13 protein-coding genes are annotated in these 13514 nt (G+C 63.4%); all 13 read left to right on the forward strand.

Annotated elements, in window-relative coordinates; all coding sequences use genetic code 11:
* Nucleotides 1–48: 48 nt before the first annotated feature.
* A complete protein-coding gene (locus J5M71_RS03335; protein ID WP_207829721.1) occupies nucleotides 49–402 on the forward strand; it encodes a flagellar protein FlaG in 354 nt (117 codons plus the stop codon).
* A gap of 83 nt (nucleotides 403–485) precedes the next feature.
* Nucleotides 486–1874: a flagellar filament capping protein FliD gene (fliD, locus tag J5M71_RS03340; protein WP_207829731.1), complete on the forward strand. Its 1389-nt coding sequence runs from the start codon at nucleotides 486–488 to the stop codon at nucleotides 1872–1874.
* Nucleotides 1875–2001: 127 nt separating this feature from the next.
* Complete coding sequence (fliS, locus tag J5M71_RS03345; protein WP_061304368.1) at nucleotides 2002–2403, forward strand: flagellar export chaperone FliS; 402 nt, start codon at nucleotides 2002–2004, stop codon at nucleotides 2401–2403.
* A gap of 16 nt (nucleotides 2404–2419) precedes the next feature.
* The gene (locus J5M71_RS03350; RefSeq protein WP_207829733.1) at nucleotides 2420–2713 is read left to right on the forward strand and encodes a flagellar protein FliT; all 294 of its coding nucleotides are present in this window, start codon (nucleotides 2420–2422) and stop codon (nucleotides 2711–2713) included.
* A gap of 165 nt (nucleotides 2714–2878) precedes the next feature.
* Complete coding sequence (gene fleQ / locus J5M71_RS03355; RefSeq protein WP_207829742.1) at nucleotides 2879–4354, forward strand: transcriptional regulator FleQ; 1476 nt, start codon at nucleotides 2879–2881, stop codon at nucleotides 4352–4354.
* A gap of 189 nt (nucleotides 4355–4543) precedes the next feature.
* On the forward strand, nucleotides 4544–5761 hold the full coding sequence (locus J5M71_RS03360; RefSeq protein ID WP_207829744.1) for an ATP-binding protein: 1218 nt from the start codon (nucleotides 4544–4546) through the stop codon (nucleotides 5759–5761).
* Entirely contained in the window at nucleotides 5761–7116 is a 1356-nt protein-coding gene (locus J5M71_RS03365; RefSeq protein WP_063912844.1) for a sigma-54 dependent transcriptional regulator, read from the forward strand. The genes J5M71_RS03360 and J5M71_RS03365 overlap by 1 nt, the downstream gene beginning before the upstream one ends.
* Nucleotides 7117–7337: 221 nt before the next feature.
* Nucleotides 7338–7670 (forward strand): flagellar hook-basal body complex protein FliE, encoded by a 333-nt coding sequence (fliE, locus tag J5M71_RS03370; RefSeq protein WP_013973606.1) that lies wholly within the window; start codon nucleotides 7338–7340, stop codon nucleotides 7668–7670.
* A 15-nt stretch (nucleotides 7671–7685) separates the two neighbouring features.
* Nucleotides 7686–9464, forward strand: a complete 1779-nt coding sequence (gene fliF, locus J5M71_RS03375; RefSeq protein WP_207829745.1) for a flagellar basal-body MS-ring/collar protein FliF — start codon at nucleotides 7686–7688, stop codon at nucleotides 9462–9464.
* Nucleotides 9457–10476, forward strand: coding sequence for a flagellar motor switch protein FliG (gene fliG, locus J5M71_RS03380; RefSeq protein WP_013973604.1), 1020 nt, complete (start codon nucleotides 9457–9459; stop codon nucleotides 10474–10476). Before fliF ends, fliG begins: the two co-directional genes overlap by 8 nt.
* Nucleotides 10477–10637: 161 nt before the next feature.
* Nucleotides 10638–11432, forward strand: a complete 795-nt coding sequence (gene fliH, locus J5M71_RS03385; RefSeq protein ID WP_207829747.1) for a flagellar assembly protein FliH — start codon at nucleotides 10638–10640, stop codon at nucleotides 11430–11432.
* A complete protein-coding gene (gene fliI, locus J5M71_RS03390; protein WP_207829750.1) occupies nucleotides 11422–12777 on the forward strand; it encodes a flagellar protein export ATPase FliI in 1356 nt (451 codons plus the stop codon). The genes fliH and fliI overlap by 11 nt, the downstream gene beginning before the upstream one ends.
* Nucleotides 12778–12783: 6 nt before the next feature.
* Nucleotides 12784–13236 carry a flagellar export protein FliJ gene (gene fliJ / locus J5M71_RS03395; RefSeq protein ID WP_025340083.1) on the forward strand — a complete coding sequence of 151 codons (453 nt, stop codon included), beginning with the start codon at nucleotides 12784–12786 and terminating at the stop codon, nucleotides 13234–13236.
* Nucleotides 13237–13514: the final 278 nt, after the last annotated feature.

The raw sequence follows: 13514 nt of genomic DNA on the forward strand, positions 1-13514 counted from the left end.
GTGCGTTTACGTGCCCTTTCACCCTTTTTGACATGAGGAGTTCGAAACATGGACATGAGTGTCAAGCTGGGTCAGGTGTATCCCTCTACGTTGCCCCCGGCGCCTGTCGCTGATCGGGACCCGCTGGTGCCTGCCAAGGTGCAGGAGGCTGCGGCCCCCGAAAAAAAACAGCCACACTCGCGCGAAGACCTGGAAAAGGCAGTTGACGAGATCCGGGATTTCGTCCAGTCGAGCCAGCGTCAGCTGGATTTTTCCATTGATGATTCCACCGGTCGGGTCGTGGTCAAGGTGATTGCCACCCAGTCGGGAGAAGTGATCCGACAACTTCCGTCGGAAACGGCACTGAAGCTCGCCCAGAGCCTGAGTGAAGCCGGCAGCCTGCTGTTCGATGATCAGGTATAGGCTGGCATGATTTTTGTTGCTGTCGATTTTTTGATGGATTCATTCGCCAAGGATCCGGCAGCTACTGAACAAGGAGAGCAATGATGGCAGGTACAACAGTCAGCGGTATTGGCTCGGGCATCGATACCCAGGCGATCGTGGAATCCCTGGTGGCCGCGCAGAAGGCGCCGAAGCAGGCGCAGATCAATACCCAAACGCTGAAGGCAACCACCACGTTGTCCTCGATCGGCAAGATTCAGTCGGCCCTGGATGCCTTCCGCGGCGCTTTGACCAACATGACCGATAGCAATAGCTTCGGTGGTCTGAGCTTGAAATCCTCGGATGAGAAGGTTGCGACCGTGACCATGGGCACGGGGGCGGCTAACGGTTCGTTCTCGCTGGTGGTCAGCAAGCTTGCGACTGCCTCGAAAGTGTCGACCAAGGTTTATGCCGGCGGCGCCGGCTCGGTAGTCAATTCCGGCTCCACTCCGACCACCTTGAAGATCAGCCAGAGTGGCAAGGATTACGACCTCAGCGTTCCGCCGGGCGCGACACTGCAGCAGGTGCGGGACAGCATCAACAGCCAGTTCGGCGTGGCGGGCCTGAGTGCCAACGTGCTGACGGATGCCTCGGGCTCGCGTTTGATCATCACCTCGACCAAGATGGGTGTGGGTTCCGATATCACGCTTTCGGGAAATTCCGGCATCGATACCGGTTACACCGTCATCGATCCGCCCACCGATGCCGAGTACACGCTTGATGGCATTGCCATGAAGTCCAAGACCAATGACATCACTGATGCGGTCAGCGGCCTGAACATCAAGCTGGTCGGCACGTCTCCGAAAAACGCCACGAGCGGGGAGCTGACGCCCACCGTGCTCTCGCTGAGTACCAGCAGCACCGCGCTGAAGTCCGGCCTCAAAGGCTTCATCGATACCTACAATGCTTTGCTGACGGTGCTCAACACGGAAACCAAAGTCACCAAGAACGCCGATGGTTCCATGACCGCAGCAGCGCTGACGGGTGATGCGTCGATGCGTGCACTGATGACGTCCATTCGTGAAGAGCTCAATGCCGTATCCGGCAATGGCACGTTGAAGTCCCTTGCCGCGTTCGGCGTTACTTCGTCCCAGGACGGCGGCCTGCTGAGCCTGGACGACAAGAAGTGGGACAAGGCGGCTACCAGCAATGCGGCCGACCTGACCAGTATCTTCAATGGCAAGGACGGCCTGTTGGCGCGTTTGCAGAAGGTGACCGAGCCGTTTGCCAAGGCCAGCACCGGTACCCTTGCCGAGCGCTCCAAGACCCTGAGCGAGAGCCTGACCAAGCTCAAGACCGAACAGGACACCCTGGATGCGCGTATGGAAGCTCTGCAAAAGAGCTTGCAGGACAAGTACAACAACATGGATACCCTGGTCACCCAGCTGCGCCAGCAGCAGAACTCGGTGCTGAGTACCCTCAACGCGCTGAACAAAGCCAATAGCGACGATTAATCCGTGAACATTGCATGAAGTCCGGGCATGATGCCCGGCTTCATGTCATCGGCCGGTAAAGTTTTGCACCGCCTGCCCGATACAGGGAATATCACCCCTTTAAGTCTGCTCGTCACGAGGTCGCAAGATGAATCCCATGAGAGCCCTTCGTCAGTACCAGAAGGTCAATTCCCATGCCCAGATTTCCGAAGCCACGCCCCATCGCCTGGTGCAGATGCTGATGGAAGGCGGCCTCGATCGCATGGCCCAGGCCAAAGGCGCCATGGCGCGCGGCGACATCGCGGAGAAGGGCCTGATGCTCGGCAAGGCGATCGATATCATCATCGGCCTGCGCGATGGTTTGTCGCCTGAAAAAAGCGAAAACCCGGAGTATGTCGAGAAGCTCGACGCCCTGTATGTGTACATGACCAATCGCCTGATGCAGGCCAACGTCGACAACGATGCCGGCATCATCGATGAAGTTGCCCAGTTGCTGATTACCGTTAAAAGCGGTTGGGACGGGATCGCCGACGCCCAGCCCGCCAGCTGACGGCAAGGAGAATACCGTGAACGCACTGCAACGCCTCGATGACACCTGCGATGCCCTGATCGGCGCCTTGGGTGAGCGTGACTGGGATGCCATTGCCAAGCTGGATGTGGCCTGCCGTGCGTGCATCGACGAGGTGCTGAAAACCCATGCGATGGACCAGGCGTTGCTGCGCGAGAAGCTGGAAGGGGTGCTGCAGGTCTACCGCAGTCTGATCGATGTGACAACCGGTGAACGCCAGGCTATTGCCGAAGAGATGATGCAGATCAATCAGGCGAAAAATGCTTCGAAGGTTTACCATCTGTTCAGTTAAGATGCGCACAACTGAATGAAAGGCGCCATAAATTTGACTGTGCGGGCCTTTTTGACTTTACTAGTGGCTGTTTTCGAATTTCAGACGTCCGAACACTGACCATTCAGTCGGAATGATGTCGAGCACGCCTTCGGGCGCCGATATGACTAGGGAAGTTGCTATTGCATGTGGCGTGAAACCAAGATTCTGCTGATCGACGACGACAGCGCACGCCGCCGCGACCTGGCGGTGGTGCTGAACTTTCTCGGCGAAGAAAACCTCGCTTGCTCCAGCCAGGACTGGCAGCAAGTGGTCGAGCCGTTGTCTTCGAGTCGCGAAGTGCTGTGCGTGCTCATTGGCACTGTAAACGCTCCGGGCAATCTCCTTGGGCTCGTTAAGACAGTGGCAGGGTGGGATGAGTTCCTTCCAGTTCTGCTTTTAGGTGAAATTTCTTCTGCGGAGTTCCCGGAAGACCTTCGCCGCCGGGTGCTTTCCAATTTGGAAATGCCGCCAAGCTACAGCCAACTGCTGGATTCGCTGCACCGTGCCCAGGTCTATCGCGAGATGTACGACCAGGCGCGCGAGCGTGGGCGCCAGCGCGAACCCAACCTGTTCCGCAGCCTGGTTGGCACCAGTCGTGCCATCCAGCACGTGCGGCAGATGATGCAGCAGGTGGCCGATACCGATGCCAGCGTGCTGATCCTGGGTGAGTCCGGCACCGGCAAGGAAGTGGTTGCGCGCAACCTGCACTACCATTCCAAGCGCCGCGAAGCGCCATTCGTGCCGGTCAACTGCGGCGCGATCCCGGCCGAACTGCTGGAAAGCGAACTGTTCGGCCACGAGAAGGGCGCCTTCACCGGGGCGATCACCAGCCGTGCCGGGCGTTTCGAGCTGGCCAACGGCGGCACCCTGTTCCTCGACGAAATCGGCGACATGCCGTTGCCGATGCAGGTCAAGCTGCTGCGCGTGCTGCAGGAGCGTACCTTCGAGCGCGTGGGTAGCAACAAGACCCAGAGCATCGATGTGCGCATCATCGCCGCGACCCACAAGAACCTCGAGACCATGATCGAGGAGGGTACGTTCCGCGAAGACCTGTACTACCGCCTCAACGTGTTCCCCATCGAGATGGCGCCGCTGCGCGAGCGGGTGGAAGACATCCCGCTGCTGATGAACGAGCTGATCTCGCGCATGGAGCACGAGAAGCGCGGCTCCATCCGCTTCAACTCGGCATCGATCATGTCGCTGTGTCGCCATGGCTGGCCGGGCAACGTGCGCGAGCTGGCCAACCTGGTCGAGCGTATGGCGATCATGCACCCCTATGGGGTGATTGGCGTGTCCGAGCTGCCGAAGAAATTCCGTTACGTCGATGACGAAGACGAGCGGATGGTCGACAGCCTGCGCAGCGACCTGGAAGAGCGTGTGGCGATCAACGGCCATACGCCGAATTTCAGCGGCCACGCCATGCTGCCGCCTGAAGGCCTGGACCTGAAGGACTACCTGGGTAGCCTGGAGCAGGGCCTGATCCAGCAGGCGCTGGACGATGCCAACGGTATCGTTGCGCGCGCGGCTGAACGTTTGCGCATTCGTCGTACCACCCTGGTCGAGAAGATGCGCAAGTACGGCATGAGCCGTCAGGGTGGCGAGGAACAGGCGGAGGATTGACGGTCGGGCCGAGGTGTTCGGCTTGGTCTTGATGGCGCCTGTGAGATCGAGCGCCGCGCGGGCGGCGCTCGATTTGCGCCCCGCCACAAATCTCAAGCCATGCGTTAAATCCCCCATCTCCGGCACGGCTATTGCTACATCGCTGGCACCACACCGTTTTTATGACGGTCAGCCACGCGAGAGAGCAAGATGCCCCAGGCCGCCCACGTATCCCGAGCCCCCGTTCCGCAGGGGCGAACCCCGGTCGAGCAGGAAAGTCGCCAGGGTGTCGAGCAGGCCTTCGCCCTGTTCAATCAGGTATCCAGCCAGCTGAGCCAGTCCTACAGCCTGCTCGAAGCCCGGGTCAGCGAGCTCAAGGGTGAGCTGGCAGTGGTCAGCGCCCAGCGCATCGACGAACTTGGCGAAAAGGAACGCCTGGCCAACCGCCTGCAGAACCTGCTGGACCTGCTGCCCGGCGGGGTGATCGTGATCGATGGCCAGGGCTTGGTACGCGAAGCCAACCCGGCCGCCTGCGAATTGCTCGGCGAGCCGCTGGTTGGCCAGCTGTGGCGCCAGGTGATCGCCCGCAGCTTTGCCCCGCGCAAGGATGATGGTCACGAAGTCTCGCTGCGCGACGGTCGCCGTCTGTCCATTGCCACCCGCTCGCTGGATGCCGAGCCCGGCCAGTTGGTGCTGCTCAACGACCTGACCGAGACCCGCCGTCTGCAAGATCAGTTGGCCCGCCACGAGCGCCTGTCGTCGCTGGGGCGCATGGTCGCCTCGCTGGCGCACCAGATCCGCACGCCACTGTCGGCGGCCATGCTCTACGCCAGCCACCTGGCTGACCCTGAACAAGACCTGGGTGCGGAAACCCGCCAGCGCTTTGCCGGTACCCTGAAAGAGCGCCTGCACGAACTGGAACACCAGGTGCGCGACATGCTGGTGTTCGCCCGTGGCGAGCTGCCGCTGGGTGATCGGGTCACGCCAAAAGCCCTGTTCCAGGCCTTGCAGCAAGCGGCTCAAGCGCATGTGCAAGGGCACGCGGTGCGCTGGCAGTGCGACAGCCACTTGGGTGAACTGCTGTGCAACCGCGACACCCTGGTCGGTGCCCTGCTCAACCTGATCGAAAATGCGCTGCAAGCCAGCGACGGCCCGGCGCGACTGAAAGTGCACCTGTTCCGCCGCGAGCGTAGCCTGCAGTTGTGCATCAGCGACGCCGGCAGTGGCATCGACGCAGACCTGCTCGGCCGCCTGGGTGAGCCGTTCCTGACCACCAAGGCCACTGGCACTGGCCTGGGCCTGGCGGTGGTCAAGGCGGTGGTGCGCGCGCACCAGGGCAAGATCGGCCTGCGTTCGAAGGTCGGTCGTGGCACCTGCGTGCGGGTGGAACTGCCGTTGATCGACGGGCAACTGGCGGAGGGCATGTAGTGGCGATCAAGGTACTGCTGGTCGAGGACGACCGCGTATTGCGCCAGGCATTGGGCGATACCCTGGAAATCGGCGGTTTCGACTACCTGGCGGTGGGCAGTGCCGAGGAGGCGCTGGAGGCGGTGCTGGAAGAGGCTTTCAGCCTGGTGGTCAGTGATGTGAACATGCCTGGCATGGATGGGCACCAACTGCTGGCCCAGCTGCGCCGCCAGCACCCGCAATTGCCCGTGTTGCTGATGACCGCGCATGCCGCGGTGGAGCGTGCCGTCGAGGCGATGCGCCAGGGGGCCGCCGACTATCTGGTCAAGCCGTTCGAGCCCAAGGCGTTGCTCAGCCTGGTCGAGCGGCATGCCGCCGGGCGGGTGGTTGAAGAAGAAGGCCCGGTGGCGTGCGAGCCGGCCAGTCGTCAGCTGCTGGAGCTGGCCGCGCGCGTGGCGCGCAGTGACTCGACCGTGCTGATTTCCGGCGAGTCCGGCACCGGCAAGGAAGTGCTGGCGCGCTACATTCACCAGCAGTCGCCGCGGGCGGCGCAGCCCTTCGTGGCAATCAACTGCGCGGCCATCCCCGACAACATGCTCGAGGCCACCCTGTTCGGCCACGAGAAGGGTGCCTTTACCGGCGCCATTGCTGCCCAGGCCGGCAAGTTCGAGCAGGCCGAAGGCGGCACTCTGCTGCTAGATGAAATCTCGGAAATGCCAATGGCCTTGCAGGCCAAGCTGCTGCGCGTGCTGCAGGAGCGCGAGGTGGAGCGGGTAGGCGGGCGCAAGCCGATCAGCCTGGATATCCGCGTGCTGGCCACCACCAACCGTGACCTGGCTGGCGAAGTGGCTGCCGGGCGTTTCCGTGAAGACCTGTACTACCGCCTGTCGGTGTTCCCTCTGGCCTGGCGCCCGCTGCGCGAACGCCCAGGGGACATCCTGCAACTGGCCGAGCGCCTGTTGGCGCGTCATGTGGCGAAGATGAAGCATGCCCCGGTTCGCCTGTCGCCCCAGGCCCGGGCCTGCCTGCAGACGTATGCCTGGCCGGGCAACGTGCGCGAACTGGACAACGCTTTGCAACGGGCGCTGATCCTGCAGCAGGGCGGGGTGATCGAGGCGGCGGATTTTTGTCTGGCAGGCGCCATTCCATTGTCGGCTAGCATCGAGCCATCCCCTGAGGTGGTGGTCGAGGCTGGCGGGCTGGGCGATGACATGCGTCGTCATGAGTACCAGATGATCATCGACACCCTGCGCGCCGAGCGCGGTCGCCGCAAAGAGGCGGCCGAACGCCTGGGGATAAGCCCGCGCACCTTGCGCTACAAGCTGGCACAGATGCGTGATGCCGGATTCGACGTCGAGGCCAGTCTGTTCGGCTGACTGACACCGCATCCTGCTGCGCGTGCGGCCCTTGTGGGAGCGGGTTTACCCGCGAACACCGGCGAAGCCGGTGCCATACACCGTGTCGCATTCTTCGCGGGTGAACCCGCTCCCGCAGGGCTATGTTGCCTGAGCCCTGTAGGCTGGCACCTTTGTTGCTTTAGGTTGGCTATTCGCCGCATGACTGTCAAAAAAATGCGGCCGCAGGAGAGAGAAGGGTCATGAGCCAAGGTGTTGAATTCAATCGTCTGATGTTGGACATGCGGGCCATGCAGGCCGATGCCATGTCGCTGCCCAAGGTGGCCGCAGCCCCCGAGCTGGCACCGGGGCAGAGTACCTTTGCCGACATGCTCGGCCAGGCCATCGGCAAGGTGCATGAGACGCAGCAGGCTTCGACCCAGTTGGCCAACGCCTTCGAGATCGGCAAGAGTGGCGTCGACCTGACCGACGTGATGATCGCTTCGCAAAAGGCCAGCGTGTCGATGCAGGCCCTGACCCAGGTACGCAACAAGCTGGTCCAGGCGTACCAGGACATCATGCAGATGCCGGTTTGAGGATGGATGTAAACCATGGCTGAAGCAGTCGTCGACAACGCCCCCGCCAAAAGCGGCCCGCCAGCGGCCAAACCACCGCTGTTCGGCATGGCGTTTCTGGAAAACATCGCGCAGATGCCCATGCTGCGTCAGATCGGCCTCATGGTCGGCCTGGCCGCCAGCGTGGCGATCGGCTTTGCCGTGGTGCTGTGGTCGCAACAACCCGATTACCGCCCGCTGTACGGCAGCCTGGCGGGTATGGACACCAAGCAGGTCATGGACACCCTGGCCGCTGCCGACATCCCTTACAACGTTGAGCCCAATTCCGGCGCTCTGCTGGTCAAGGCCGACGACCTCTCCCGTGCGCGCCTGAAGCTGGCGGCTGCCGGTGTGGCGCCGAGCGATGGCAATGTCGGCTTCGAGCTGCTCGACAAGGAGCAGGGCCTGGGCACCAGCCAGTTCATGGAAGCCACCCGTTACCGTCGCAGCCTGGAAGGCGAACTGGCGCGTACCGTGTCCAGCCTGAACAACGTCAAGGGCGCGCGCGTGCACCTGGCTATCCCGAAAAGTTCGGTGTTCGTGCGTGACGAACGCAAGCCCAGTGCCTCGGTACTGGTCGAGCTGTACCCGGGCCGTGCCCTGGAAGCCGGGCAGGTGATGGCCATCGTCAACCTGGTCGCCACCAGCGTGCCGGAACTGGACAAGTCCCAGGTCACCGTGGTCGACCAGAAGGGCAACCTGCTGTCCGAGCAGATCCAGGACACCGCCCTGACCCAGGCAGGCAAGCAGTTCGACTACAGCCGCCGGGTGGAAAGCATGCTCACCCAGCGGGTGCACAACATCCTGCAGCCGGTGCTGGGCAATGACCGCTACAAGGCCGAAGTGTCCGCCGACCTCGACTTCAGCGCGGTCGAGTCCACCTCCGAGCAGTTCAACCCCGACCAGCCGGCGCTGCGCAGCGAGCAGTCGGTCGACGAGCAACGTGCCAGCAGCCAGGGCCCGCAAGGTGTGCCCGGCGCGCTGAGCAACCAGCCGCCAGGCCCTGCCTCGGCACCGCAGACCACTGGTGGTGCCGCTACCCCGGCCGCGGCCATCCAGCCTGGCCAGCCGCTGGTGGATGCCAACGGCCAGCAGATCATGGACCCGGCCACCGGTCAGCCAATGCTCGCGCCGTACCCGTCGGACAAGCGCCAGCAAAGCACCAAGAACTTCGAGCTGGACCGTTCCATCAGCCACACCCGCCAGCAGCAGGGGCGCATGACCCGCCTGTCGGTGGCGGTGGTGGTGGACGACCAGGTCAAGATCGACCCGGCCACCGGCGACACCACCCGTGCGCCGTGGGGCGCCGAGGACCTGGCACGCTTCACCCGCCTGGTGCAGGATGCGGTCGGCTTCGATGCCAGCCGTGGCGACAGCGTGACGGTGATCAACGTGCCATTCGCCGCCGACCGTGGCGAAGAGATCGCCGACATCGCCTTCTACCAGCAGCCGTGGTTCTGGGACATCGTCAAGCAGGTGCTGGGCGTAGTGTTCATCCTGGTGCTGGTGTTCGGTGTGCTGCGGCCGGTGTTGAACAACATTACAGGGGGCGGCAAGCAGGCTGCCCCGGACAGCGACATGGAGCTGGGCGGCATGATGGGTCTGGATGGCGAACTGGCCAACGACCGCGTCAGTCTGGGTGGCCCGACAAGCATTCTGCTGCCTAGCCCGAGCGAGGGTTACGAGGCACAGCTCAACGCAATCAAAGGCCTGGTGGCCGAAGACCCGGGCCGCGTTGCCCAGGTCGTGAAAGAGTGGATCAACGCCGATGAGTGATAACCGAGCCGTTACCGCCAAGCTGAGCCGCGTCGACAAGGCGGCGATCCTCCTGCTTTCGCTGGGTGAGACCGATGCGGCCCAGGTGCTGCGGCACATGGGGCCCAAGGAAGTGCAGCGGGTGGGCGTGGCCATGGCGCAGATGGGCAATGTGCACCGTGACCAGGTCGAGCAAGTGATGAGCGAGTTCGTCGAAATCGTCGGCGACCAGACCAGCCTGGGCGTGGGCTCCGATGCCTACATCCGCAAGATGCTCAACCAGGCCCTGGGCGAGGACAAGGCCAACGGCCTGGTCGACCGCATCCTGCTCGGTGGCAACACCAGTGGCCTGGACAGCCTCAAGTGGATGGAGCCGCGCGCCGTGGCCGACGTGATCCGCTACGAGCACCCGCAGATCCAGGCCATCGTGGTCGCCTACCTCGACCCCGACCAGGCCGGCGAAGTGCTGAGCAACTTCGACCACAAGGTGCGCCTGGACATCGTCCTGCGCGTGTCGTCGCTGAACACCGTGCAACCGGCGGCATTGAAGGAGCTGAACCAGATCCTCGAGAAGCAGTTCTCGGGCAACTCCAACGCAGCGCGTACCACCCTGGGCGGCATCAAGCGTGCCGCCGACATCATGAACTTCCTCGACAGCTCGGTGGAAGGTGCACTGATGGACGCGATCCGCGAAATCGACAGCGACCTGTCGGAGCAGATCGAAGACCTGATGTTCGTCTTCAACAACCTAGCCGATGTCGACGACCGTGGCATCCAGGCGCTGCTGCGCGAAGTGTCGTCCGACGTGCTGGTGGTGTCGCTCAAGGGCGCCGACGAGCGGGTCAAGGACAAGATCTTCAAGAACATGTCCAAGCGTGCCTCGGAGCTGCTGCGCGACGACCTGGAGGCCAAGGGGCCGGTACGGGTCAGCGATGTGGAAACGGCGCAGAAGGAAATCCTCACCATCGCCCGCCGCATGGCCGAGGCCGGCGAGATCGTGCTCGGCGGCAAGGGTGCCGAGGAAATGATCTAAGGTATTCGCGATCTGAAGACCGACGCCGCCCCTTGTGGGAGCGGGTTTACCCGCGAAGGCGTCGGACCTGGCGATAGAGGTTGTCGCTGCCGACGCTTTCGCGGGTAAACCCGCTCCCACAGGGACCGTGTCGGCTGAACATGGTTTGAGAACATGACAGCATGCCCACCAAAGAACATCACCCCAGCGACCTGATCCGCGCCCGCGACCTCGAGGGCGTGGACGTGTGGGCGCTGCCCAGCTTCGACCCGGAACCGGAGCCTGAACCCGAACCAGAGCCGGAACCCGAGGTCATCGAGGAAGAAGTCGAGGAAGTGCCGCTGGAAGAAGTCCAGCCGCTGACCCTGGAAGAACTCGAGGCCATCCGCCAGGAAGCCTACAACGAAGGCTTCGCCACCGGTGAGCGCGAGGGCTTCCACAGCACCCAGCTCAAGGTTCGCCAGGAAGCCGAAGAGGCCCTGAAAGCCAAGCTGGAAAGCCTTGAACGGCTGATGGCCAACCTGATGGAGCCGATCGCCGAACAAGACACGCAGATCGAGAAAGCCCTGGTCCACCTGGTGGCGCACATGACCCGCCAGGTGATCGGTCGCGAACTGCGGGGCGATTCCAGCCAGATCACCCAGGTACTGCGCGAAGCGCTCAAGCTGCTGCCCATGGGCGCGGACAATATCCGCATCCACCTCAACCCGCAGGATTTCGAGCTGGCCAAGGCCCTGCGCGAACGCCATGAGGAAAGCTGGCGGCTGCTGGAAGACAGCGCGCTGCTACCGGGCGGTTGCCGCATCGAGACCGCCCACAGTCGCATCGACGCGACCATGGAGACTCGCATCGAGAAGGCCGTGGCGCAACTGTTCGACCAGTTGCACGACCATTCGCTGCACCCGGCGGCACCGGACATGTCGATAGACCTGGACACCCCGCCAGACCGCACCGTGGACAGCCCAGATGCACCTTGAGCGCACCAGTTTCGGCAAGCGCCTGGGCAGTTATGCCGAGGCCATCGAACTGCCGGTCCAGCCCATCGTCGAAGGCCGCCTGCTGCGCATGGTCGGCCTCACCCTGGAAGCCGAAGGCTTGCGCGCCGCAGTCGGCAGCCGCTGCCTGGTGATCAATGACGACAGCTACCACCCGGTGCAGGTCGAAGCCGAAGTCATGGGCTTTGCCGGGCCCAAGGTATTCCTCATGCCCGTCGGCAGCATCGTCGGTATCGCCCCCGGCGCCCGTGTGGTGCCGCTGGATGACGGCGGTCGCCTGCCCATGGGCATGAGCATGCTCGGCCGGGTGCTCGACGGCGCTGGCCGCGCGCTGGATGGCAAGGGCGGGATGAAGGCCGAGGACTGGGTGCCGATGGACGGCCCAGTGATCAACCCGCTGAACCGCGACCCCATCAGCAAGCCGCTGGACGTTGGCATTCGCAGCATCAATGGGTTGTTGACCGTCGGTCGCGGCCAGCGTCTGGGCCTGTTCGCCGGTACCGGTGTGGGCAAGTCGGTGTTGCTGGGCATGATGACCCGCTTCACCGAAGCCGAGATCATCGTCGTTGGCCTGATCGGTGAGCGGGGCCGCGAGGTCAAGGAATTCATCGAGCATATTCTGGGTGAAGAAGGCCTCAAGCGCTCGGTGGTGGTGGCTTCGCCCGCCGACGATGCGCCGCTGATGCGCCTGCGCGCCGCCATGTACTGCACACGTATTGCCGAGTACTTCCGCGACAAGGGCAAGAACGTGTTGCTGCTGATGGACTCGCTGACCCGTTTCGCCCAGGCCCAGCGGGAAATTGCCCTGGCCATCGGCGAACCGCCGGCTACCCGGGGTTACCCGCCGTCGGTGTTCGCCAAGCTGCCCAAGCTGGTGGAGCGGGCGGGCAATGGCGAGCCGGGTGGTGGTTCGATCACCGCGTTCTACACCGTCTTGTCCGAGGGCGATGACCAGCAGGACCCGATTGCCGACTCGGCGCGCGGCGTACTCGATGGCCACTTCGTACTGTCGCGCCGGCTGGCCGAGGAGGGTCATTACCCGGCCATCGACATCGAAGCCTCGATCAGCCGGGTCATGCCCCAGGTGGTCGATGCCGACCATCTGCGCCAGGCGCAGAAGTTCAAGCAGTTGTGGTCGCGCCTGTCGCAAAGCCGCGACCTGATCAGCGTGGGCGCCTATGTGGCCGGTGGCGACCCGGAAACCGACCTGGCCATTGCCCTGCAATCGAAGCTGGTGGATTTTTTGCGCCAGGGCCTGCGCGAAAACGTGGGCATGGCGCAAAGCCGCGAACAGTTGGGGGCGATCTTCACGCCCCCGGCAGGCTGATAGGCCGTGGCGCTGCCCGGACGCGCCGCGCGCCTGGCGCCGGTGGTGGACATGGCCGAGGAGGCCGAGCGCAAGGCAGCCCAGCGCCTCGGGCATTTCCAGCAGCAGGTGGCCACAGCCCAGGCCAAGCTGGCCGAGCTCGAGCGGTTTCGTGAGGATTACCAGCTGCAGTGGATCAACCGTGGCGGGCAGGGGGTCAATGGCAGCTGGCTGGTCAATTACCAGCGCTTCCTCGGGCAGCTGGAAACGGCCATGACCCAGCAGCGCCAGAGCCTGGTCTGGCACCAGAACAACCTCGACAACGCACGCGGCACCTGGCAGCAGGCCTACGCCCGGGTCGAAGGCTTGCGCAAGCTGGTGCAGCGCTACCTGGACGAAGCCCGGCGCGCCGAAGACAAGCGCGAGCAGCGCTTGCTCGACGAGCTGTCACAACGCCTGCCGCGGCAGAATCACCTATAGGTTTCAGGTATTCGCCTTGGCACTTTCTGCGCCAGTGAGATCGAGCGCCGCCCGCGCGGCGCTTCGCGGGGCAAGCCCGCTCCCACATTTGTTGCAACGTGGCCATGCCTGTGAGAGAGGCGTTGCCCGCCTTGGTGAAGTGTTTGAGACTGGCGAGACGGCGGTAGCGCCAGCCGGGAAATCGCGTCAAGGCAACAAGGCTGACAACCATGGCCTGACAGGTTCGGCACGTTGCAACAAATGTGGGAGCGGGCTTGTCCCGCGAAGCGCCGCGCGGG

It is taken from the genome of Pseudomonas sp. 43(2021), assembly GCF_017490805.1.
In the GTDB taxonomy this organism is placed as follows: Bacteria; Pseudomonadota; Gammaproteobacteria; order Pseudomonadales; family Pseudomonadaceae; genus Aquipseudomonas.